The organism is Parabacteroides vesiculifaciens (assembly GCF_049860805.1).
Taxonomy (GTDB): Bacteria; Bacteroidota; Bacteroidia; order Bacteroidales; family Tannerellaceae; genus Parabacteroides.
The window spans coordinates 3,041,794-3,066,878 of the sequence record NZ_CP187555.1; the positions used below are offsets into that span (position 1 = coordinate 3,041,794).

General features: G+C 43.8%; 12 protein-coding genes. 8 read left to right on the forward strand and 4 right to left on the reverse strand.

Annotation, left to right across the window (positions count from 1 at the left end; translation table 11 throughout):
* Positions 1–332: 332 nt before the first annotated feature.
* Both ACPYIV_RS12400 and ACPYIV_RS12405 read right to left on the reverse strand, forming a co-directional pair.
* The gene (locus ACPYIV_RS12400; RefSeq protein WP_293740859.1) at positions 333–1,418 is read right to left on the reverse strand and encodes an IS110 family transposase; all 1,086 of its coding nucleotides are present in this window, start codon (positions 1,416–1,418) and stop codon (positions 333–335) included.
* A 119-nt stretch (positions 1,419–1,537) separates the two neighbouring features.
* Positions 1,538–3,466 (reverse strand): heparinase II/III family protein, encoded by a 1,929-nt coding sequence (locus tag ACPYIV_RS12405; RefSeq protein WP_425883259.1) that lies wholly within the window; start codon positions 3,464–3,466, stop codon positions 1,538–1,540.
* Positions 3,467–4,483: 1,017 nt separating this feature from the next.
* Between ACPYIV_RS12405 and ACPYIV_RS12410 the strand changes: the two genes are divergently transcribed.
* From ACPYIV_RS12410 to ACPYIV_RS12425, 4 genes are all read left to right on the forward strand, one after another.
* Entirely contained in the window at positions 4,484–7,720 is a 3,237-nt protein-coding gene (locus ACPYIV_RS12410) for a SusC/RagA family TonB-linked outer membrane protein (protein ID WP_293734008.1), read from the forward strand.
* Between the two features lie 14 nt (positions 7,721–7,734).
* Positions 7,735–9,450 (forward strand): RagB/SusD family nutrient uptake outer membrane protein, encoded by a 1,716-nt coding sequence (locus ACPYIV_RS12415; RefSeq protein WP_293734007.1) that lies wholly within the window; start codon positions 7,735–7,737, stop codon positions 9,448–9,450.
* 111 nt (positions 9,451–9,561) lie between these two features.
* Entirely contained in the window at positions 9,562–11,487 is a 1,926-nt protein-coding gene (locus ACPYIV_RS12420) for a heparinase II/III domain-containing protein (protein ID WP_293734006.1), read from the forward strand.
* A gap of 4 nt (positions 11,488–11,491) precedes the next feature.
* Positions 11,492–13,075, forward strand: a complete 1,584-nt coding sequence (locus tag ACPYIV_RS12425; protein WP_425883262.1) for a sulfatase family protein — start codon at positions 11,492–11,494, stop codon at positions 13,073–13,075.
* A 48-nt stretch (positions 13,076–13,123) separates the two neighbouring features.
* On the opposite strand, the gene ACPYIV_RS12430 is transcribed toward ACPYIV_RS12425, so the two are convergent.
* Together ACPYIV_RS12430 and ACPYIV_RS12435 are read right to left on the reverse strand one after the other, a co-directional pair.
* A complete protein-coding gene (locus ACPYIV_RS12430; RefSeq protein WP_425883264.1) occupies positions 13,124–15,160 on the reverse strand; it encodes a glycoside hydrolase family 2 protein in 2,037 nt (678 codons plus the stop codon).
* Positions 15,161–15,334: 174 nt separating this feature from the next.
* Positions 15,335–17,890, reverse strand: coding sequence for a TonB-dependent receptor domain-containing protein (locus ACPYIV_RS12435; RefSeq protein ID WP_425883266.1), 2,556 nt, complete (start codon positions 17,888–17,890; stop codon positions 15,335–15,337).
* Between the two features lie 181 nt (positions 17,891–18,071).
* Here ACPYIV_RS12435 and ACPYIV_RS12440 point away from each other — a divergent pair, with 181 nt between their 5' ends.
* The 4 genes from ACPYIV_RS12440 (at position 18,072) to ACPYIV_RS12455 (ending at position 25,081) form a co-directional block, all read left to right on the forward strand.
* Positions 18,072–18,707 (forward strand): SagB/ThcOx family dehydrogenase, encoded by a 636-nt coding sequence (locus tag ACPYIV_RS12440; protein ID WP_293740734.1) that lies wholly within the window; start codon positions 18,072–18,074, stop codon positions 18,705–18,707.
* 322 nt (positions 18,708–19,029) lie between these two features.
* Positions 19,030–19,602 carry an RNA polymerase sigma-70 factor gene (locus ACPYIV_RS12445; RefSeq protein ID WP_293734001.1) on the forward strand — a complete coding sequence of 191 codons (573 nt, stop codon included), beginning with the start codon at positions 19,030–19,032 and terminating at the stop codon, positions 19,600–19,602.
* A 1,058-nt stretch (positions 19,603–20,660) separates the two neighbouring features.
* On the forward strand, positions 20,661–21,587 hold the full coding sequence (locus ACPYIV_RS12450; protein WP_425883269.1) for a FecR family protein: 927 nt from the start codon (positions 20,661–20,663) through the stop codon (positions 21,585–21,587).
* Between the two features lie 110 nt (positions 21,588–21,697).
* Positions 21,698–25,081 (forward strand): TonB-dependent receptor, encoded by a 3,384-nt coding sequence (locus ACPYIV_RS12455; RefSeq protein ID WP_293740731.1) that lies wholly within the window; start codon positions 21,698–21,700, stop codon positions 25,079–25,081.
* The last annotated feature ends 4 nt before the right edge of the window (positions 25,082–25,085 follow it).

Below are 25,085 nucleotides of genomic sequence, written 5' to 3' on the forward strand. Positions count from 1 at the left end.
ATCAGGATGTTAAGAGGAAGTAGGCTCTGCAGAGGAGCAACCTACCAGCAATAAACATCCTGACGGTACGCAGTAATGCTACTTGGGGAGGCGGTCACACGCCTCTCTTTTTGTATTACTGATATCGTCTGATATGGCTAAGAAAACCTGAGCCAAAATCCTATGGTAAAACAAACTTTCCACAGCGGACATCAACCAAGTGAGCCGCAAGTTCCTTTATCAGTCAAACCATGTAATGAGAGTTACAAACTATTTTGAGCGGACTTCAATGCCGCAATAATCATGTAGTATTTCTCTCAAAAGAAAGTTGTTTTACCTTATAGGATTCCATATCATTTGACAACACATGGCACATATTCCTTTTCATGTTTGAGTACATAATATACTCTGTTTACCAGCCGGCGGGCAATCTTTACAATAGCCTTTTGCGGATTCATACGTTTTCTGTATTCCGTGTAAGCCTGTGTCATGGCCGGGTCTTTTCGGATGGCTATCCAGGCGGCTTCCACCAACAGACATCGGAGCATGAAGTGACGACGGGGCGTAATGTCACCCACATTATCGTTATCACCACTGGAGTGACACATGGGAACCAATCCAATGAAAGAGGCTAAATGCTCCGCATTGCTGAAACGGACTATGTCGTCAATCTCGACCATCAGGGTGGCGGCGGTTGTAACGCCTATACCCGGAACGGATCTCAACAGACGTATAGGTTTGTCGAATGGTGCCTTCCGGGATATTTCACGGATGGCACGTGTTTCCTGCAAGAGCATCTTCCTCAAACGGATGAACTGTTCAAGATGAAGTCCCAGTGTTTTCTTGCCATATTCAGTTGAGAGTTCAAGCGAGTGCAGCCAAGAAAGAAAACGTTTCGACCAGCAGCCTATGGAACAACGGGGAAACTCTTCAGGAATCTCCACGCCATGAAAACGGAGCAATGACTTGATACGGTTCTTGGCACGTGTGCTGTCCTTTACGATCAGGTTTCTCTGTCTTATCAAAGAGCGCATTTCCAGGATGTCAGCCCCCGGAACATATATCCCTTCCAACGACCCGGAACGTAGCTCACGAGCGAGCTTGTTACAATCCACCGCATCGGTCTTACGTAACTTCTCCTTACTCATGGTCGGAACATCGGCAGGATTGACCACTATGTTGTTGATACCTAAATCCGTTAACTTCTCGTGTATCCAGAAGCCACAGAAACCAGCTTCATAAACCGAGAAGTAATTGGCTCCCGGATAATTGCTCACTAAATATTTGTGCAACACTTCCGGCTCCGGATCTTGTCTGAATCTCCTCAGTACGGAATGCTCTGATAAGATCGCTACAGACCAACTCTTCAAGTGGACATCAATTCCTACATAAATATTTTGCCCAATAAAATCTAATGTGTTACTTTGTACACGTTTCATAAGCTATATCGTTATTAGTTAATATTGTTTTCCTTATATGCAAAGTTAACTATAATGGTATAGCTTTTTTAGGGCTATCGTATGTTATCCGTCACTTCCGATTTTAAACATAGGAACTATTATTTTATTGTTGTTATTGTATAAGTATAAGAGCCGGAAAGGGTTTGTTTCTTGACGTTCAACGATACCCGGTAGATCTGCTCGCCCCAGACATTTGACAGCCGGGGATCGTCCAAGCGGACCGTTTCGACAACCGGTGTAAAGACGCTCTTATTGTAGGTCATCCGGGCTTTCTCACCGTTCACCTCAACCGTGACTACTCCCGGAACCGAAACATCCACTTTCCCCCAGGTGAGGAAATTGACCTGATTCGGTTTATCCGCCTTGTTCAAAGAAAACGAATCTTCTATTTTCAGAGAATTCTTTCCCAATTGGTATGAACGAACCCATTTTTTCACATTCGCCTCAGCCGGATAAGCAGTCGCAATATTTGCAGAGAAATACATACGCTTCGGATCGAACTTCACATCCGAAGCTTTGTATTTCGCGCCGAACTGCTGAGGCGTACCATTGATCATCGGCAGGTTATGATAGTTGCTCTGCATCGTCCAGATAGAATAGCGTTCGGAGCTGAATGTCTGGCGGGTATATGTACCGACCCCGGCATCAATAAAGACAGGCGTTGTATTTAAGTAAAGGGAGAAGGTTCCTGCATCGTTGTGGTTGTGGCTTTCATTATTATATCCGCCTTTCGTTGCCACGAAAAAGCCATTCTTGTTTGTCATATAGCAAAACTCAGTTTCCGGATACCAGGAATAAGGAGATGTCTGGTAACCGCTCGTCCTTGCCTTCAGTTCGTCACGCGAAAGCAAAGATTGGAACAAGCGGAATGCATCGCCCGAAGGTGCCTCGTTTTGGGCTGAAAGCTTCCTGAGATAGGCAGCATAATCCATCATAAGCGAACTTCCCGTCGCTTTTCCATACCGAAAGATCAAGTCGGAATCGCCTCCGCCTTTTGCCGATGCATCGGCAAAATTGACCACCCAGCCGTTACCCACATACGAGCGAGCGATATATTCGCCCATGTTCTTGACAATAGGCTGATCGAAAAGGGAGACTTGTCCTCCGGTTCCGTCAGAAAGCATTTGCAGGTAATCGTACATCTTGCCGGCAGCATGCCCCCAATAAGAAGGGCCTTCCTCGCATCCGCCGTCCGAATGCGTATAGTTGATGAAATGATCCACAGAGGTCATCGTCCGGTAAACCGCCTTGGCCAGTTTGTCGCGGTCGTTTTCGAGCAGGAAGAAACATTGCAGCACATTGAAGTTACACCACGGGTTCCAGTTGTTGACTAATCCGCCAGGTTTCAGATGGAAAGCCATCCACCAGAAATGATCTTCATTCATATATGTATCAAGGATGCGCACCTGCAATTCATGCCGGAGCCGTTTCGCGACCAAAGGATTCACCTGATCTAAAGAGGGCTTCAGAAAATAATAAATCCAAGACAACTGCGAACCAAGGTTCCCGGCGCCCAAATCGATCACATGCTCTTCGTAGCTTGGGAAACATCCTCTGACTTTCTGCAACCCCAAATGAGCCGAGGCTGCCCAACTTGTCATCTCACAAAAGACGAAAACGCCATTGACAATCTGGTCGACAAAACGCCCTTTACCTTCCGCCATCTCTGCCATGAACAGACTTGCGAGCGCGGTATCGTTCTGACCGAACAGTTTTTGCATGATCGACCGGTTGCCACTACGTCCGAACTCTAAATAGTCCGTAGCCTTTACGACTTTCCATTCATAATCCAGAAAACTTTCTCCTTTCCGGATATACTCATCTTTATATTCGCCAAGAAACTTATCCCAACCGGCCCGGTCGGAATAATCAGGATAGGGCACCCACTTTTGCCCCATTACCAATGCGGATTTTACTTTTTCAAAATCAGCTTCCTTCTGTAGCAAGTTGCGTTTTTCATACGCGTGCAAGTGTGCGACTGTCCAAAGCAACAGGCACACGATTGTAATGAATCGTTGTGTTCTCATAGGTATTATTTTTCAATATCACAAAAATAGAGTTCCCCTTAATGAGAAAGAGACATATTCATCCAATTCATGTGCACAGATTGTCCAAAAGCAAAGATTTAAGAAGTTTCCTGCCACATAATAATTCTCATTTCCCTAAATTGACACCTTGTATTTTTCTATACGTACTTTTTTCAAAAGAGTATTTTTATCGTAGTTCTTCAAGAACTATGGTACTTCGTCATCCTTTACGATCCAATATAGGCAAAAGGCGAGGGCGGATATCTATATAGTTTTTGCTGGATTCTCTATCACTCTATCACACCTTGCTTTATAAACATTGATAAACATAACGTACAAGGTGTGACAGATACCGGATTCATCTATCACACCTGTGTCACACATCTATCACACCCTATCTATGTTTTGGTGATATATATAGTCTTTTCTTGTACAATAGGCGCCTTAATTACAACATATTAGTATGAAATAATTCTGGACATCCGGGTGTAGCCGTCCCGAACATCCGGATGTAGAGAGCGGCAAGATCCGGGTGTAGAAAGCCGGAAGATGGGCGTGTTTTTGAACATTTCTGCTTATTTTCCTCTCTTTTCCTGCTTGCTTTCTGCAATAAAACACCTTATGTTGACAAAATAATCTTCGCGCAAATACGTATCGGTTTCAATGTCAAATGGTGATACAGGTGTGACAGAGGTGTGATACATAAATTCTAAACAAACATATTGCTTATTAAGCCTAATTTATATGTTATATAAAATATGCAAACCACAACACATTAATATATAAAGACTTAACGTATTGCTAAAAACTCACTGCTGGAAGATTAGTGCATATCAAATGGATAAAATTATACATCCATGCATATTATTAACATCTAAATTTGCAGCGTTTTGGTCATAGTTCTTGAAGAACTTAGATCAGTAACACACTTTTGTGAAAAACACATTTGAAAAACACAAAGTGCCTATTTAGAGAAATGAGAATTATTATCAATTTATTAATCAATCTGGTGTTATTATGACAAAAGATTTTAAACGCTTTTATGTATCGAGAGCGATGTTCCTGGGAGCTTCCATGTTCCTGGCATCAATCGGGATGGCCTCAGCTAATCCTTCTACCGATACGTTTGGTTCAAACGAACCGAATCCCGTTGTAGCTTCTCCTCAACAGGCAAAACACAGTATCAAAGGTGTAGTCGAAGATGCACTTGGTCCTATCGCTGGAGCTAATGTTGTAGAAAAAGGAACTACCAACGGTACAATTACCGACATGGATGGTAATTTTTCTTTGGAAGTATCTCCTAATTCTATTCTTGTTGTTTCTTATATCGGATATAAGGACCAGGAAATCCCCGTAAAAAACCAGACTTCGTTCAAGATTGCATTGGCTGAAGATTCACAGGCTTTGGAAGAAGTTGTAGTTGTAGGTTACGGCACACAGAAAAAAGTTAACTTATCCGGATCTGTTTCGACCATTAATGTTGCAGAATTGACAGAAAGCCGTCCTATCACCAACGTTTCTCATGCATTAGCAGGTCTTGCTGCCGGTGTAAACGTACAAGGTACGGCCAATCAGCCGGGTAACGACAATGCCTCTATCAAAGTGCGTGGCCAGGGTACACTGAATGACTCTGCTCCGTTAGTTATCATTGATGGTGTCGAAGCTGGCATTAACACTGTCAACCCACAGGATATCGAATCAATGACCGTATTGAAAGATGCCGCCTCTTCGGCAATCTACGGTTCTCGTGCTGCCAACGGTGTCATTTTGATCACGACAAAGCAAGGTAAAGCCGGTTCTATCAAATTAGACTATAACGGTTACGTATCATTTACCTCCCCGGAAATTCCAAGTTCCATGGATCCGGTATCAGATTATGCCACCTATATGGAATTGATCAACGAAGGATACGAAAACTCGGGATTAAAGAAACAATTCTCACAAGAAGTTATCGATGAATGGCGTGCCGATGGTGGAAGAGATCCGCTCAGATATCCGAATACCAACTGGTTAGATGAAACATTCAAAAATTCGACATCCCACAATCATGTGATCTCGATGAGCGGCGGTAGCGACAAGATCCGCTTCTATTCATCATTCGGTTATCAGAAAAATCCGGGTGTCATGGAAAACACGGCATTCGAGAAGTATAACGGACGTGTCAACATCTCCGCCGATGTGAAACCTTGGTTAAACTTAGGAGCTCAGGTGAGTGGCTATGTATCCAATATGGATCCGGCTGCCAAATATACGGCTAATGATCAGAAAGACACAAATGTCGATGATGTATTCACATATGCTTCAGCAACAACTCCCGGTATGGTGTTCCGTGCACCGGACGGACGATACGGAGCCATGAATAACAGCGAAGATGATGCACAGGCTGCTGTCAATAACCCATTGCGCCGTTTGAATGCTACTGCCGGTAACATCCGTAAAACCAATATGCGTTCCCGTTTCGTCGGTACTTTGAAACCGTTTGAAGGATTTTCGATAACAGCCTCTTACTCGTATGAGTTTGTAGACGAAGAGCGGAGCAAAAAACCGGTATTCATTGACGCTTGGAACTTCCGCGACGAAGTGATCACCTCTTCTACACGCGGTAAAACGAGTATCATGAACTATGACGGCAAAGTAGAACGTTTCTTCGGCGATGTTGTGGCACGCTATGAAAAACGTTTCTTAGATAGTCGCTTAGGCATGAACGCTATGGTCGGAGCCAGCCAGGAAATGTATCGCAGCAAGAATTTCTCCGCCACAAAATATGATATGATCGACTTAAGCCTGAACGTGATCAATGCCGCTATCGGCGATGCGTCCGCTTCCGGTTCAAGCACAGAATGGGCGATGCGTTCTTTCTTCGGTCGTGTCAATATGGACTGGGATAACAAATATTTGTTGGAAGTGAATCTTCGTGCAGACCAGTCATCCCGTTTCCTTTCCAATAACCGTACAGGGTATTTCCCCTCTGCTTCCGTCGCTTGGCGTATGGACCAAGAAGCATTCATGGAAGACTGGGTAGAAAAAGGATTGAGCAATTTAAAACTGCGTCTTTCTTACGGTTCTTTAGGTAATAACTCCGTCGGCAACTATGATGCCCTCGCGACTTATGCCAACAAACCAAGTAGCGGAAGCGCTTTCAACTACTCATTGAACAATGCCTTAGTTTTGGGACTTGCACAAGCTAAATTGGCAAACCCGAACCTGACTTGGGAATCCACCTACATGACTAATATCGGTGTAGACTTCGGATTAGTTAACAACAAACTTACCGGTACAATCGATTATTTCAACAAGAAAACTAAAGACATCTTGATCAACCTGCCTGCTCCCGATGTACACGGTACGGCTTCCATTCCTAAGCAGAACAGTGCAACCGTTACGAACCAAGGTATCGAAATGACACTTGGATGGCAAGATAAGATCGGCGACTTCTCTTACGGTGTGAACGGCAACTTTACATTTGTAAAGAATATGGTCAACAAATTCAAGGGGAAAGAGAAAGGTGGCCAGTCTATCGACGGCGCCAACTTGATCTGGGAAGGACACTCGATCAACTCTCAATATTTGTTGCGCGCAGATCGTATCATCCAGACAGATGAAGATTTGGCTTTGGTACAAAAAATGATCGACAACGCACCAATAGACGAAAAAACAGGTAAAAAAGTCAATCCGTTTGCAGCATTCGGTACACCTCAAAAAGGTGATTTACTGTACAAAGACATCAATGGAGACGGGATTATCGATATGGATGACCGCGAAATTGTCAGCGATGGTCCAAACCCGAAATTCCAATTCGGTTTGAACCTGAATGCAGCCTATAAAGGTTTCGACTTTTCCGTCCTGTTCCAAGGACAAGCAGGTGTAAAGACGTATTGGCAGCACGATTTAGCCAACACTTCATCCGTTCGTTTCGGATACCAGCTGAACAAAGAAGTGGCAGAAGGCCGCTGGACTGAAGGCCGTACGGATGCTACCTATCCGCGTTTGCTTCAGTCCCAGAATGAGATCAACAAGCAGAGAAGCGACTTCTATCTGTCAAACAAAGCCTATTTGAAGATTCGTAACATCCAGTTGGGTTATACCCTTCCAAAGACTGTTACAGATAAGATGCAATTGGAAAGACTCCGTTTCTACGGTAGTTTGGAGAATTTCTTCACCTTCACGTCATACAGAGGTCTTGATCCGGAAATCAGCGGTTTAGGTTATCCGGCCATGAAATCGGCTGTATTAGGTATTAATGTCACCTTTTAATTGAATAAAACATCATGAACAAATATAAATTATTTTTCACTTGCGCTGCTTCGCTTTTATTCATGAGCAGTTGCTATGACCTGGATCGTTATCCGGAAGACCAAATGAGTGCCGGAACCTTCTTCCAGACACAAGACCATGCCGATCAGGCAATGATGGGCGTTTACAGCCAGATGACGCATGACGACGTATTTGGCCGCCAATTCGGTTTCGACTGTTTGGGTGGTGTAGGAGCCGGATATGACGCTCCTTCCTATCCGAATATCGGGCGTGGAACCTATACTACGACAGAAGGAGCTGTCGGCAATAAGTTCAAACAATTGTATGAAGGTGTCGCACGTGCAAACATCGTTTTGCAGAATGTAGACAAATGCGATATGTCAGATGAGTTGAAGAGCCGTTACAAATCGGAAGCTCGTTTCATGCGCGGCCTCTATTATTTCACCTTGCTCGATTTCTGGGGTGGTGTTCCTATCTATGACGAAAAGACAATCGTAGCGGAAGATTTCTCCAACATGATGAACCCGAGAAGCTCAGCCGACGAAGTGCGTACGTTTATCATCCAGGATCTGGATGACGCCATAGCTAACCTTCCGGCAAAATGGGACGACACGAATAAAGGTCGTGCCACATCCGGCGCCGCAATGGCATTGAAAGGGAAAGTGCTTCTTTTCAACAAGCAATATAAGGAAGCCGCCACATGCTTTGAAAGTGTAGTTAACAGCGGCGAATATGCCTTATATTCCGACTATGCCGATCTGTTCAAACCGGGTGGTGACGATAGTTCCGAAATGATTTTTGCGATCCAGAACATCGGTGGTATTGGGACAGACTTCGGTATGCCGACAACCTTCTATATGGGAAGCCGTGCTTCTTTCGGAAGTTGCTGGAACAATGTAATGGTCGCCACTGATTTCGTAGACTCTTATGAATGGACCGATGGCCGTCCGTTCGATTGGAACGAAGTAATTCCAGAATTCAACGAAAGTGACGATGTGAAGAAAGCTACATTCTATGCGACACTGAACAAAGGGTTGGACAAAGTAGAAACCTATCCGGCCGCCAAAGACAAATTGTTGGATATGTACAGTAAACGCGACCCACGTATGATGGCTTCTATCATCCTGCCGTACACTACTTATAAAGGCTGGTACGCCAACGCTCCGATGGATACCGAATACATAATTACTGCAAAATCCGGACAGGCAAACGAAAAGAACGGTTTCATCCGTGTCAACGGAAACTACGAAATGTATTTATGGCGCAAGTTCGTTGCCGAATACGATATGAACGGAGCCATCAACAATCGTGCCGATACGCCGATAAACTTCCCGTTGATCCGCTATGCAGACGTTCTGTTGATGTTGGCAGAATGCTATAATCAGACAGATCAGCAGAGCAAGGCAGTAGATCTGATTAACCAGGTTCGTGCACGTGTAGGTATGCCAGGACTCAACAGTGGTCCGGACTATTTGAAGGCGACAACCAAAGACGAAGTATTCAATCGTATCAGACATGAACGTGCAGTCGAATTGGCAGGTGAAGGTCATAGCTTCAGTGACATGAAACGTTGGAAACTGCTCGAATCTCTGGATGGAAAAGTAAAAGGTTTCACCGGACAGTTCTATTATAATCGTGTCGTTCAGGAACGCGACTACCTGTGGCCGATTCCAAATAGTGAAACGGAAAAGAATCCGAGTCTGAAAGAAAATCAGAACCCTGGATGGTAATCATCTACCATTAGACGAATACAAATAAGAGGGCAGGCAGTAATGTCTGCCCTTTTTAGTTATATTTGTACTTCATTATCTATATACTTCAATCGGTAAAAGGAACTACGTATGAAAAAAGCATTCTATATCATTTTACTATTATCCTGTCTCGGTACAGTTTCTGCCCAGGACAACCTTTTAGAACATAGCATCTCTAAAGAGAAACTATTTTCAGTATTAGCGGCAGATGAACATTGGATCTCATATCCTTCTTATCAGGACCGGGAAAAGTGGCAACATATAGCCACACCGGAAATCAGGCAAACTATCATATCCGAAGGCGAGAAAGCACTTTCTCATATTTGGAAACCGGATTTGGCAACAGATTATCTGGCTTATAAACGCACCGGAGAAATCCTAACCGGCCGTGAAAATCACATGGCGTTAATATCTCTCACTTTAGCCGAGTTAGTAGAGGGGAAAGGGCGTTTTATGGATGCCATCATCAACGGAGCATGGTTTCTATGTGAAACTTCCTGGGTACATTCGGCACACGCCTATTTTCAAAAAGACCAGTCAGGCCTGCCCGATCCGGACGAACCGACTGTCGAACTCGTCGTAGCCGATATCGGTGCGCAAATGGCCTGGACATATCACTTTTTTAAAGAAGAATTCGATAAAATCAGTCCGCTAATTGCCAAAAGAATAAAAAAAACAGTCATAGAACGATTGATCGACCCTTATTTTTCCCGTACCGATTATTGGTGGATGGGGCTGCATGGAGAAAAAAACGTAAATAACTGGAACATCTGGATTAACTATAATGTATTGCAAGCCGTCATGCTATTGGATGACGACCAACACCAAAAGACCGAACACGTATATCGGTTGATGCGTTCGGCCGATCGCTACATCGACGTGCAACATGAGGACGGAGCTTGCGAAGAAGGTCCGACCTATTGGGGACATGCCGGAGCTAATTTGGTTAAATTCTTGGACCTACTGTATCGTATTACCGATGGGAACATCAATATTTTCAACCGGGAAAAGATACAAAATATTGGAAAGTACATCTATCGTGTCCATATTTACGACCGCTATTTTGTGAACTTTTCCGATGCGGGAGCGGTTTGCAATATCAATTCCGGAGCGGTTTACCACTATGGCAAATGTATCGGTGATCCTGTTATGACCGGTTTTGCCTCTGATTTTGCCAGAATAAGCAACTGGGCAACCACACTTCACCGGGGAAGTATCTTCGCAAGGGTCCTGGACGATGTCATCCTGTCAAAAGAGATTCTGGAGGGAGAAGGTTGCGACATCGACTTCCTTTCTTATTATTTCAAAGATTCCGAACTTTGTGTTGCCCGGGATAGGAAAAAATTAAATGACGGATTCTTTTTTGCCGCACACGGAAGCCATAACAATGTACCGCACAATCATAATGATGTCGGGAGTTGTATGCTTTATTATAACGGTTTGCCGGTTCTAATCGATGTCGGTGTCGGGCGTTATACCCGTAAGACATTCAGTTCCGAACGCTATTCAATCTGGACCATGCAATCGTGCTATCATAACCTGCCGACCATAAACGGGTATGACCAGCAAAACGGGGAAAAATTCAAAGCGGCTGATGTACATTTCAGAGATACCAAGCAAAGCGCCTATTTCACTGCCGACATTGCGAATGCCTATGCAACAGAAGCTAATATCAAATCCTGGATCAGAACGTATCAGCTAAAACGCAAAAAGGAATTTATTATTTCCGACAGTTGGTCGTTAAATAAGACAACAGGAGAAACAGTTGTGAACTTCATGACAGCCTGTGAAATAGAAGAGAAAGACGGCTCGCTGTTCCTGAAAAGAGACGATGTGAGAATACAAATCATGTACGACAAAAAACTATTGTCTCCAACAATAGAGACGATTAAAATCGATGACAGTTCACTATTATCTTCCTGGACAAACGGAGTTCTTTACAGAATCCGTTTTTCTATAATCAATCTGCAACAAAAAGGTAATTGCAAAATATCATTACGTCCTATAAATCAATAAATATATGTATAAACAAATCAATCATTCCAATCAGGATGCGGTATATCTTTTAGGGGGGATTCTTCTTTTTTCCTTACAAGGATGCAAAGAGCAACCTGTCACCACCCAAGATTTATCGAACGCCCCTAACGTCATCTACATCTTCCCCGACCAGATGCGTAACCATGCGATGGGGTTCTGGAGGGAGACGGGATTCAGGGAGGCGGTGAACTTTGAGGGGGATCCGGTGCATACGCCTAATTTGAACCGATTTGCGAGAGAATCCGTTGTGCTGACTTCGGCTATGAGCAACTGCCCGCTGAGCAGTCCGCACCGGGGAATACTGTTGACGGGGATGTATCCGGAACATAGCGGCGTGCCACTGAACTGCAATGCCAACCGCCCGGTCAGCACGTTGCGTGAAGATGCGACCTGTATCAGCGACGTGTTCAGCCAGGCCGGCTATAATTGCGCTTATATCGGCAAATTGCATGTCGACTGCCCGACTCCCAATGACCCGCAACGTCCCGGAAAATTTGTAGAAGATCGCGTTCCGGCCTGGGATGCATATACGCCAGCGGAACGCCGGCACGGTTTCGACTACTGGTATTCGTATGGGACCTACGATGTACACAAGCATCCGCATTATTGGGACACCGAAGGCGTAAAGCACCAGATCAACGAGTGGTCGCCCGAACATGAAGCGGATAAAGCAATCTCCTACCTGCGGAATGAAGATAATGTGCGGGACCCTAAGAAGCCGTTCTTTATGATGGTCAGTTTCAATCCGCCCCATAGTCCCTATGCTTCGCTGGAAGATTGCATGGAAGAAGATTATAACTTGTACAAAGACCTTCCGTTAGACAGCCTGCTGATTCGTCCGAATGCGGACCGGGAAATGAAAAAAGCACCTTCCGTACGTTATTATTTTGCTTCGGTTACAGGCGTTGACCGGGCTTTCGGACGAATATTGGACGAGCTTAAGAAGCAGGGATTGGACAAAAATACAATCGTTATATTTTCTTCCGATCATGGAGAAACCATGTGCAGCCAGAAGACGGACGATCCTAAGAACTCGCCCTATGCCGAAAGTATGAACGTCCCGTTTATGGTCCGTTTTCCGGGAAAAGTGCCCCCCCGGATTGACAACGAACTTCTGTTGTCTTCTCCCGATATCATGCCGACTATCCTCGGACTCTGCAACTTAGGGAAACAGATCCCGGCGGAGGTGGAAGGGCGGAATTACGCAGGACGTTTCACAGGAAAAGATTCCTCCGTCCCTTTGCGTGAAGGGGCTTTGTACATCAAAAATGTAGACGGAGACAAAGATACCGACGGAAAAGTCATTTCTTATTTTCCGGTAGCAAGAGGAATCAAGACACATCGATATACGATGTCGCTCACAATCGACCGGAAGACAAAAGGACTTAAGGAAGTCCTTTTATTCGATGATCAGAAAGACCCGTACCAGATGCAGAACCTGCCCTGGCAGGAGAACAAAGAAATCGTGTCCGATTTATGCAAGCAAATGGTCCCGTTGCTGGAAGAGGCGGACGATCCGTGGTACAAGGAACAAATACTAAAAGAACTGATTCCTTATGGAAACTAAGAAAAAGGAGGTGATTTTGACACACCTCCTTAAAAATACTAACCATTATTATTTCACCGTCCAGGCCACCTTATCGCTTACATTGTTCTTCTTTTGGGTCGAACGAGCCTCTATCGTGTTCTCCCCCTCCTGCAAAGCGACACCTTTCCATTCAAATGTCGCATAGTCGTCCGGCTTTTGCTTGCCGATGCTCTTTCCGTTCACAAACAATTCGACTTCGGGCTGATTGGAGAAGATCATGATATCCGTTATAGCTAATGAGCGGTCGCGATGGCGGCGGTTCGTGATGTAAACGAACGGTTCGTCTTCATTCCAGTTCGCTTTATAGAAATAGAATGCATCTTTCTTTACCTTACGGTCGAAAGTCACCAAACCTTTGTCGTTGATCCCGGGACGATCGCCTTCCACGCGATGAGCAGCACCGAAATCAAACAGGTTCCAAATGAAAGAGCCCCAGACAAACGGACGTTCGGCCAATGCTTTCCAGTTTCCGATATGATAATAAGTCTGATAATTTTCGGGATGCCACCAACCGGAAGCAATCCCCCGTTTTACCGAATCCTGCTGATGGTAGATGCTTGCTCCGGCTCCATATTCACTGATGGCGATTTTATATTCCGGATGCGCCTTATGATTAGCATCCAACCATTTCCCCATATCGGACGGAGAACCGCCATACCAACCGAAATACTGGTTCCAGGCAATCACATCGGTTACCTTGCTGATATCATCATCATACGAAAGGAAGCTGGCAGATGTAGTGAGGCGTGTCGGATCTTCCTTGTGTGCCAGATCGTTCAACTCCTCGATATATCCGGTCGGGTTGTCGCCAATGGTTTTCAATTCATTAAACAATCCCCAAAAACAGATGGACGGATGATTATAATGCTGGCGAATCAGTTCTTTCAACTGCTCTTTCCCGTTCTCGCGGAAAGAAGCCTGGTTGATGTAGCCCCTATCCTGATATCCGCCCGGTCCGATCTGCGGGATTTCAGCCCAGGTAACAATACCGTACTTATCCATCAAGTCATAAAAATAAGTAGCTTGCGGATAATGGGCCAGACGAACGGCATTTGTTCCCATCTCGACCATAATAGCGGCATCTTCATCGTGATGCATCTTGTAAAGTGCATTTCCTCTTTCGGCCCGGTCCTGGTGTCGGCATACTCCTTTCAGTTTCAGATGCTCGCCATTCAGGAAGAAACCTTCCTCCGCATCCACATGATAATAACGCAGGCCCAACGGCTGTACGATCCGATCGATTATTTTGCCCTCGGAGAAAAGGGATATCTCGGCCTTATAGATGAACGGATCTTTGCGGCCATTCCATAAATGAGGGTTCCGGATGGTCAAATCCATTCCGGTCGTTGCCCAATCATTAGCATCCACAGTCACCTTTATATCCTGCTGTTGTACGAGCTTATCGCCATCCCAGATCTTGACATCCACCTTTACAGGCTGAGCCGTCGCGCTTCCGTTAGAGACGAGCACTTTTGCCCTTACATCGGCTTGCTCTTTCGTTACTTTATTCTGGATCAGATAGACACCGGGAGAAGCATAATCGGTCAGCGAGATATTGACCGGATCCGTGATAATCAGATTTACGTCCCGGTAGATACCTCCATAGAAGTTAAAATCGCCGACCAACGGCATGACATCCTGCTGCAAGGCGTTGTTGACCTTCACCAATATCCGGTTGTCGGCATCATATTTCACTTTATCCGTAATCTCGAATACAAAGGCGCCATATCCCCCACGGTGTTCGCCGATATGGACATCATTGATGAAAACATTCGCGATTGTATTGGCTCCTTCAAAACGCAGAAAGAGGCGTTTGCCTTTCCATTCGGGTTTTACAAACAGCGTTTTGGTATAATTACCCATCCCGCGATAGTAATCCTGTTTACCGGAAAGGGCATCGCCACTGTTCCAGGTATGGGGCAGGTTCACCCGTTCCTCACTTTTAAACTGTACCTGATGGGAAAAACGGAACATCCAGTTCTCGTTCAACAGAATTTCCTTACGTGCAGCAAAGATCGATGTGCTGATAAAAAGGAGTACCAGACTCAAGATTGTGTGTTTCATGTTTACAAAATTCTTAATTTACGGTTCAAAAGTAGGTGATTGGCGGCAGAGATACAGGCACAATTTGTCTAATTGGACGGATAGATTTGTCCGAGAGCGCCATTTTAAATAAAAAAACCAGCGAAGATGCCTCCGCTGGTTTTCAGTAACCGATATATTTCTAATAGGACAAGATTACATCGTTTGTTCTCCACCGCCTGAATTGTTTTCTCCACCACCTTTGGAATCATCGTTGCTGATACCACGGCGAACCTTCTTGATCTGGCCTTTCATCGTACCGAAACGGTAAGATACGCTCAAACGGAATTCGCGGGCATGGCGCCAAGTGGTAGATACGTCGTGGAAACCTTCACCTTTCGTAGTCGTCTCCATCTTCATCGTTTTCCAGAATGGGTTTTGTGCTCCAAGCGAAATAGACAGCTTCTTCTTCAGGAAATCCTTACTGATATTCAAACCTGCAAAGTAGAAAGGAGACATCTTGCTCTGCAACTGAATCCAGGGGCTGAAATAACCGCCATGCAGATTAATGCGGAAATCTTTCGGCAACGTGAACTGTGAACCGGCGAACACACGTCCACTCCAGCCTTTGTTGCTCATGCCCAAATCGGAGGCCTTCATATCCGTATAATCCGCACCACCATTCATATAAATACGGAACCAAGTTGTCGGAGACCAGTTTCCATACAGGAAAATACCGACCTGTTGCTTTTTACCGATATTATCGTATGTATTCCACAAAGCTCCATTATATTGGGAACGGGGATCGGTCAATGGGAAATCGGCCGTCGTCGTATAACGTTCGATCGCATTATTGACAAACGTATAACTTAAACTGGCATTAATACTGAACTTCTGAGTGAACTTACTGAAGTTCAAGTTCACATTATTACTCTTTTCCGAATCCAGATTCGGATTACCCTGCGAGATATTCTGCGGGTTCACGTCATTGATATATGGATTCAAGAACCAAATACCCGGACGCTGAATACGCATATTATATCCTAACCGGATTTGGGAAGACATATCCATCTGATAAGTAAGCGTCGCATTCGGAACCACATCGAAATAGTCTGTACTGAAATTCAAATTCGGCTTACGGGCAAAAGACGCTTTCAAGCTTGTTCCTTCAGCACGCACACCTGCTTTGATACCGAACTTATTCAATCGTATCAGATATCCTAAATAAGCAGAATAAATATGTTGCGTATGTTTAAACTGACTGTTGTCTCTCGAGCGATCTTCCCAGATCTTGGTAGAATCGTTATAAATCTGTTCCAGCGTATTACTCTTATTTTGCCTGTTGATATATTTTACACCAACTTCCAATGTTTGTTTCTCGAACAAAGGCGTTGTATAATCGACCTGCCCGGTGTGTTCTACGGTAGAAGCATCATTGATATTCCATTTCGGATATTCTCCAGACAAATAGTAATAACCTTCTTTCACATCGACCTCCGTATGTCCTTCATTGTCATTCGGAGACTGGCTAAAGCGGTAAGACAACGTCAGCAATTCATCTTTCTTGCTGGTCGAATGCTGGAAATCGACATTAACATCCGTAGAACCGAACGTGCCCTGCGAAACAGAGTTACGGTTATACCTGTAGACAGGATCGAAAGAACGCAAACGGTTTTCCAGCCCTCCCAACGGGTTCAAAACAGCATCCAATTCGGAATAGCTCTTGTTCTTTCCTCTGAAAAGGTTCACCCCGACACTCAACAAATTCAGCGTGTCGATCTCGTAGCTACCTTCCAAATACCCGTATTGGAACGGGCCTTTATTCTTACTACGTCCTTTTTCCTCCAACTGGGTGGGATTGCCATCTGCCAACATATCGGCATCCGTAAAACGTTCACTATATGAATCGTTCCATGGCGAATTACGATTGTTATATCCATAATTGGCAGTAAGCCCCAACTTACCTGCTTTCAGCGAAACATACGCGCCGCCACCAAAGCTCCCCAACGTACTGGCATTGGCACGAACCGTACCCGTATATCCCTGCAGTGCATTCTTGGTTGTAATGATATTGATAATACCGCCAACCCCTTCCGCATCATATTTAGATCCCGGATCGGTAATGACCTCGATGTTCTTGATCGAACTTGCCGGCATACTTTTCAGCACATCGGAAGCATTGTCACCGCTCAGCAGGTTTGAGGGCTTGCCATTCATGTAAATTTTGTAATTGGAAGATCCTTTCAACTGGATTTTATCTTCGCCATCCACTGTGACCATCGGAACTTTACGGAACATTTCCAATGCATTGCTGGTTTTAGCTTCCGGGTCGTCTTCCAGGCTGTAAGTCAATTTATCGACCTCAACCTTGACCAATGGCTTTTGGGCTGTTACGGTAACTTCTTTCAGTTGCTGCGTATCGTCATTCATAAACAGCTTACCGAAATTCACGACTTTCTTGTTTTCCGACAATGTAAATGCTTTTTTGGCGGGGATTTTCCCTAACGATTCCATCGTCATGATATACTTACCCGGTTTGTTCATCGTTGCCGAAAACTTACCATCATCATCACAAGCCAACAATTTCACAGGATTCTGTGGCGCGGAAGCCAAAGCTATCCTCAATGTGGCATAAGGTACTGACTCGTTAGATAACGAGTCGACTACTTGTCCTTTAATCGTAAAGGCGGTAGCTGATCCACTTCCGGTTTGCGCAAACACTGACGCAGACACGAATAGTATCAGCATTAAGTAGAGTAGTTTTTCTTTCATTAAATTTGAGAATTTAGATATTATCGATTATACATTCACATAAAACAGTTGCAAATGTAACTTTATCTACGAAGCATTCGTATATTTACGATTTAAAGAATTGTAAAAGTTGTATTTTGGTGTTCGATTTATACAGATTTCACTTATTTTTGTAGAAACCATTCGTAAAAAGAACAAGTTTATGAGAAGATTATCATTCATTTTTACAGCATTATTGCTAATTGTCACTATGCATGCACAAGATCTGAAAACAGTCAAATTAAACTCTCCTGATAAAAGCAGGGGTAGTTCCGTCATGAAAGCGCTATCCGATCGCCACTCCGACCGGGAATATGCGGATAAAGAACTCAGTCTACAGGATCTGTCGGATTTGTTGTGGGCTGCAAACGGCATCAACCGCCCGGATGGGAAACGCACTGCCCCCTCCGCTCTGAACAAGCAAGACATCGATATTTATGTCATCATGAAAGAAGGTGCTTATCTGTATGATGCCAAAGCAAACAGCCTTCAGCCAATAGCTAAAGGAGATCATCGCGCCGCCGTTGCCGGGAGTCAGGACTTTGTGAAATCGGCGCCGGTCAGCCTCGTGCTCGTTTCCGATCTTTCACGCTTCGGAAACATTGCTGACCATACCAAACTGATGGCCGCAGTCGATGCCGGTATCGTTTGCCAAAACATCAATATTTTCTGTGCTGCCACCGGTCTGGCAACTGTTCCCCGTGCCACTATGGATCAAGCTGCTTTAAAGCGAATTTTGAAATTAACAGATAACCAGTTACCGATCATGAATAATCCGGTAGGATATCCCCTAAAGTAGATATACACATCAAGCATATTTGCCTGTAATACAATATAACAATTACAATAAAAGCCATAGTCCTAAGAGAACTATGGCCTTCAAAATTATAAATTTATTTCTGAATTGTTGAAATATGTTGTAAAGAATTAGTTTTATTGCGTTTTTCAGCTACTTTAGGCTTAAAAATCACACTTGACATAAAGAAAGAGTCAGTAAACAAAAATTATCTCTAAAAACACAATATCCTGAATCATAAAGATATAGTTTTTCTCTTCCCTATGCTGATGAAAAAATATGGCCATAGTTCTCTTAGGACTAAATCCCATTCGAACAGCACATCATGGATGAGAAAACGGACATAAAAAGATTCAACAATATATTCGTTACCCATCGGGAACGATACATTCGATTCGCCTATTCTTATACATACAACCAAGAAGCTGCAGAAGATCTGGTAACGGAAAGCCTGATGTACTATTGGGAAAACCGTAAACGGTTACAGGATGTCAAAGACATACCTTTATATATATTAGTCACCCTAAAAAACAAATGCCTGGATTATCTTCAACGTGAACGCACATGGAATAATATCGCAGAAAACTTACTCTCCAACAAAGAGTGGGAATTGCAAATGCGCATTTCCAGTTTGAAAGCATGCGAGCCGGAGACACTGTTCAGTAATGAAGTACAGGAACTTATCAACCGGGCTTTGGCCAAATTGCCGGAAAAGTCCAGCCACATTTTTATCATGAGCCGATACGAGGGGAAAAATTATCAAACAATTGCCGAGGAAACCAACCTCTCGGTAAAAAGTGTCGAGTTCCATATCAGCAAAGCACTGAACATATTGCGTAAAGAATTAAAAGACTATCTCCCCTGCCTGTTATTCGTATTGGATTTCTTTTATCAATAGGCAGGTAAACAATCATGATTCATAGTATCTGCCAAGAAGTGAACCTGTCTTTTTGATATGTTAAATCATACAGGAACCTCTCCTAAAAGGCGAATATTCATATCTATTTATTACTCAGCATTTTATATTATCACAAGTTTCTTAAAAAATATTACCCGCAAGGGTAATTTGAAATAGATGGGGTAGAAAAACGAATTTCATGCACTACTGTTTCGATTTGGACCAACGGGTATTTTAGTGAATCGTACAATAAGTAAGAGATGACAATAAGATTCGTATTGAGGAAATAATGAACCTTTTGGGCAATGTGCCAATAGACCAATGGAAGAAAATGTGAACCTATTAAATGATTCACATCTGGCAATATTTGAATTCTTCTTTTTCCATTAAGACGGGAAATATATCACGACTCAATTTGTTGCATATATAGGTCATTTACCTTCAATTTGGTCTTTTTCAGACGTTTTTTCTGACACGCATATTCCTGTATTTATGTTTTTCAGCCTAAAGCCCACTTGTTTTTGTGCCCTTTCCGGAAAATCATCTAAATGATTTTTCAAATGATCTCAATGATTTTCCAAAATCATTAGGATGTTTCAGGCAAATCATCGGGATGAATTTGGGAAATGATCTAAATGATTTTGTCGGGCGGACTGAAACAAAGGGAAAAAAGGTTGTAAAAAGGCTCAAAAAAGGCCTTTGAAAACTATTTTAACACCTCACAGGCCCTATAAGGAAGACCTTCGGCGATTGACGTTTTAACAGAAATCCGCCCTTTCTACCGACACGCCCATTTATTCTTCTGCACCACTCCGGCTTTCCGACGACAAAAAAATAACTTTCCAGTGCTCCTGCGAACAAAATGGCAATTACAAACCCCGTTTCCTTGTCCTCTATGCATCCGTTTAGACGAATGAACACATACAGACGAATCAGAGGATAGCTAATTTAGCATTTTGTAAAAACCATGTTAGCCCATGTAATCCGTACCTAAAAAAATTCATTTTCCCTTTAGGGTATTTTCCTTCCCGTTCGCCCTTAATATAGAAACGGAAAAAATGGAACAGAAACTACTACATAAAATGTTTAGCGGAGAGGCAACGGACAAAGAATTGACTCAGATCCGCCAATGGGTGAATACCGATAATGCAAACAAAAAGGCTTTCTACCATGAACGCGCTTTGTTTGACGCACTCCAATTAAATGCTTTTCAAAAGGGGAACCATATTCGCAAACCTTCCGTATCACTCTGGAAATGGGTGGGTAGCGTTGCTGCTGCCGTTATCACCCTGTTCCTATTATATAATATTCCTGTATTCATGAAAAAGGATGTTCAGCAAGAAATAGCCCTTAACACCATTAAAGTACCTGCCGGACAACGGGTTGAGGTGACATTGGCAGACGGGACCCACATCTGGTTGAATGCCCGGTCGGAGTTTTCCTATCCGGTTTCATTTAATGGAGACAAGCGGGAAGTTTATCTGAAAGGAGAAGCCTTTTTCGAAGTAGCCAAAAATAAAGACAGAAAATTCATTGTCAACACCGGACGTTGCGAAGTTGAAGTTTTAGGGACACAATTTAATGTAGAAGCCTATGACGAAAATGAATTTTCTACAGCCCTTATACGAGGAAGCGTAAAAGTCACCGACAAATCGCAACCAAACGAGTCAGTTGTGTTAGAACCCAATAATGCCGTCAGCCTCTACAACGGGAAATTGACGGTCACTCCCATCACCGACTTCAATCCATACAGTTGGAAAGAGGGACTTATCACATTTAAGGATATCAATTTCAAGGATTTGATGAAGAAGCTCGAGAAAAATTTCGGTATCCGGATAATTGTCGACAATCATACGCTCGATAATTACGCATGCAGTGGAAAGTTCCGTACCTCCGACGGGATTGAACAGGTGCTGAGGGCTTTACAACAAGACGCCCACTTCACCTTCGAGCGAGAGAGCGGAACTGAAATTCGTATTCAATAAACAATTAAATATATAGCCTATGAAGAGGAGATAATTAGAATGAAGGACAAACTATGTCCAATGTAAAAATGAAGTTTCAATCTAATATCATTTATTTAACTATCACAAAGATGAAGAAAAGAAAAATTTGTGTATCTCGTGTTTTAAAGATGACATCTCTGTTCTTCCTTTCTTGTGCCATGTTCGCACAAGCAGAAACGGAAAGTTCACAGAGCATACGCATCACACTCAACAAAAACAATGTCCGGCTGGAAAATATCTTAAACGACATTGAAAGCCAGACCAATTTACTGTTCATTTACAATAAGAACGTAAATGTTAACCGAAAAGTCTCAGTAAATGCCGAAAATACTTCTTTGCAGGAAGTATTGCAAAACCTGTTCGACAACAATGTATCCTTCAAAATCGAAGGTTCTTACATCGTTCTCTCACCGGCAGGAGCAACAGGCAGCCCACAACAAGCGAAACACACAGTTAAAGGTGTGGTAGAAGATGCATTAGGCCCTATCGCCGGTGCCAATGTTGTAGAGAAAGGCACTACCAACGGTACGATTACCGATATGGATGGTAATTTCACATTAAATGTAGCCCCGAACGCCGTACTGGTTATTTCGTATATCGGCTACAAAGACCAGGAAATGCCGGTAAACAACAAGACAAACATCCAAGTCAAATTGGCCGAGGACTCACAAGCATTGGATGAAGTAGTCGTTGTCGGTTACGGTGTCCAGAAACGTGCATCCGTAACAGGATCGGTCGCTTCACTTCAAGCCAAGGATATCGCCACTGTCAAAACTCCGAATGTCAGTAATGCGTTAGCAGGTAAATTACCCGGTTTACGTGCCGTACAAAGAAGCGGTGCTCCGGGTGACGACGATGCAAGCATCGATATTCGTGGTTATGGTGATGCCTTAGTCATTGTCGATGGCGTAGAACGTGATTTCAAGCAAATCGATGCCAACGATATCGAATCGATCAGTATCTTGAAAGATGCTTCCGCCGCCGTTTACGGTTTTAAAGGCGCAAATGGTGTCATCCTTGTTACAACCAAAAAGGGGGAAGTTGGGAAACCTAAGATCAATTATAACGGATATGTCGGAATACAGAACATTACCCGTTATCCGGAATATTACAACGGATACGAGTATGCGACTTTGTACAACGAAGCCCAGCAGAATATCGGAGTTACAGCCCCCTATTCAGCTGAAGATCTGGAACGCTTCAAACAAGGAATCGGGACGACAGACTGGTATGATGAAGTCATTCGCAAAACAGCTCCTGCCACTTATCACAATCTAAGCGTATCGGGAGGTGCAGAAAAAGTAAAATACTTCTTTTCACTTGGTTTGACAGATCAGGAAGGTATCTACAAATCCAAAGCGTTCAACTATAAAAAATATAATGTACGTTCCAATATCAGTGCAGAAATCGTCAAAGGCTTTACCGTAGACTTACAGTTAAGCGGTCGTCTGGATACTCGAATGAAACCATACGAAGCAGAGCCGTTAAGCCGTAGCATCCAGATGGCAAAACCCGTATTCCCGATTTACGCTAACAACAATCCGGATTATTGGTCCAATCCGGGTGATAAAGGGAACCCTGTACATCTGTCCGATATCGACAATGTCGGCTACGACAGAAGAGATCGCCGTGAATTTAACGGATCAATCGGTCTGAACTGGGAAGTGCCCTGGGTGAAAGGTTTATCCGCAAAAGCGTTGTTCTCTTACGACTACAACAACAAATACAGCAGAAAATGGTATAAAGAATATTATGAATATACCTACGACGCGGTCAATGATGTTTATAATGCTTCCGGCAGCCACACCATTTCAGAGTTGACAACTCAGAATGACAACTATTTCAGACCGAACGGACAAATCTCGCTGAATTATAAGAATACATTCGGCAAGCATGATATCGGAGCGTTGGTGTTGTGGGAATTCTACAACGACCGTACCGACATCCTGAAAGCATACCGCCAGTTTACAGTCGGAGCACTCGATCAGATAGACGCAGGTGACAAGACAAACATAAACAACGGCGGAACAGCTCGTGTTTCCGCTCATGCCGGTTTGGTCGGACGTCTCAATTATGCCTACGACAACAAATATCTGGCAGAGCTTAGCTTCCGTTATGACGGTTCCTACAAGTTTGCCCCGGACAATCGTTGGGGATTCTTCCCTGCCGTATCTTTGGGTTGGCGTGTCTCTGAAGAAGCATTCTTCAAAGAAGCATTACCGATGGTCGACAACTTCAAGATCAGAGGCTCCTTCGGAAAAGTGGGAGATGAAGGGGTAACCGGTTATAGCGATGATGACGAAAAGAATGGCAAATACAGAGCTTATCAGTATTTAATGGGATATCGGTATCCCTCAGGAAACTATGTTTTAGGAACAGGCGGTCTGACGAACGGAGCAAAGGACAGAGGTATGCCGAACTTGGCTCTGACTTGGTATGAATCTAAAACAACCAATGTCGGATTCGAAGCATCCGTATTATCCGGTTTAATCAATGTCGAATTCGATTATTTCGTTCGTAAAAGAAGTGGTCTGCTGACAAAGCGCCAACTTACATTACCGACGACATTCGGCCAGGAACTTCCGGTAGAAAACCTGAACTCCGACAGAAACCAGGGATTTGAAATCGTTCTCGGACACCGTCATAAAATCGGAGATTTCACCTACGATGTAAAAGGGAACTTCTCTACTACCCGTATCTACAATGAGCATGTTGAACGTGCAGCTTCAGCCAATATGTATGATGACTGGAGAAACAACAGCAATGATCGTTATAAAGATATCCAGTGGGGTAAAGTCTGCATCGGACAGTTCCAAAGCTACGAAGAAATCCTCAATTCACCGATCCAGGATAACAACGGTAACAAATCATTGATGCCGGGCGACTTGAAATTCCAGGATTGGAACAATGATGGTATCATCGACGGAAAGGACGACCAGCCGATCGGACATGGAAATACACCGCGCCTGTATTATGGATTGAACCTTTACGGAGAATACAAAGGTTTCGATTTGACTCTCTTCTTCCAAGGGGCTGCCGGTCATGAAGTATTCACGACTGGAGACTTTATGGCTCCATTCATCCAGCAAGGTCTTGGTAATGGTATCACACTAAACTTGGATCGCTGGCATCGTGAAGATCCTTCAGATATGAGTAGCGAATGGATTCCCGGATATATGCCGGCACTCCGTCCGACTGGTTTCTCTGCCAATGCAGGTACAAATACTTGGACAAGACAAAAGGCTAACTATTTACGCCTGAAAACCATCGAATTAGGATACACATTCCCAAAGAAATGGATGCAAAGAGCCGGAATCGAAAACCTGCGTATTTATGTAAACAGTTTCAATACTGCAACAATAACAAGCCGCGAAGGCATCATGAAATACATGGACCCGGAGAACAAAGACGGTATGTTCCGCTATTATCCGCAAATGAAAACATTCAACTTCGGTGTTAATCTAACATTCTAAAATA

Excerpts from the sequence above, each read along its gene's own strand:
- ACPYIV_RS12400 (WP_293740859.1), bottom strand. The coding sequence starts at position 1,418 with ATGAAACGTGTACAAAGTAACACATTAGATTTTATTGGGCAAAATATT.
- ACPYIV_RS12405 (WP_425883259.1), bottom strand. The coding sequence starts at position 3,466 with ATGAGAACACAACGATTCATTACAATCGTGTGCCTGTTGCTTTGGACA.
- ACPYIV_RS12410 (WP_293734008.1), top strand. The coding sequence starts at position 4,484 with ATGACAAAAGATTTTAAACGCTTTTATGTATCGAGAGCGATGTTCCTG.
- ACPYIV_RS12415 (WP_293734007.1), top strand. The coding sequence starts at position 7,735 with ATGAACAAATATAAATTATTTTTCACTTGCGCTGCTTCGCTTTTATTC.
- ACPYIV_RS12420 (WP_293734006.1), top strand. The coding sequence starts at position 9,562 with ATGAAAAAAGCATTCTATATCATTTTACTATTATCCTGTCTCGGTACA.
- ACPYIV_RS12425 (WP_425883262.1), top strand. The coding sequence starts at position 11,492 with ATGTATAAACAAATCAATCATTCCAATCAGGATGCGGTATATCTTTTA.
- ACPYIV_RS12430 (WP_425883264.1), bottom strand. The coding sequence starts at position 15,160 with ATGAAACACACAATCTTGAGTCTGGTACTCCTTTTTATCAGCACATCG.
- ACPYIV_RS12435 (WP_425883266.1), bottom strand. The coding sequence starts at position 17,890 with ATGAAAGAAAAACTACTCTACTTAATGCTGATACTATTCGTGTCTGCG.
- ACPYIV_RS12440 (WP_293740734.1), top strand. The coding sequence starts at position 18,072 with ATGAGAAGATTATCATTCATTTTTACAGCATTATTGCTAATTGTCACT.
- ACPYIV_RS12445 (WP_293734001.1), top strand. The coding sequence starts at position 19,030 with ATGGATGAGAAAACGGACATAAAAAGATTCAACAATATATTCGTTACC.
- ACPYIV_RS12450 (WP_425883269.1), top strand. The coding sequence starts at position 20,661 with ATGGAACAGAAACTACTACATAAAATGTTTAGCGGAGAGGCAACGGAC.
- ACPYIV_RS12455 (WP_293740731.1), top strand. The coding sequence starts at position 21,698 with ATGAAGAAAAGAAAAATTTGTGTATCTCGTGTTTTAAAGATGACATCT.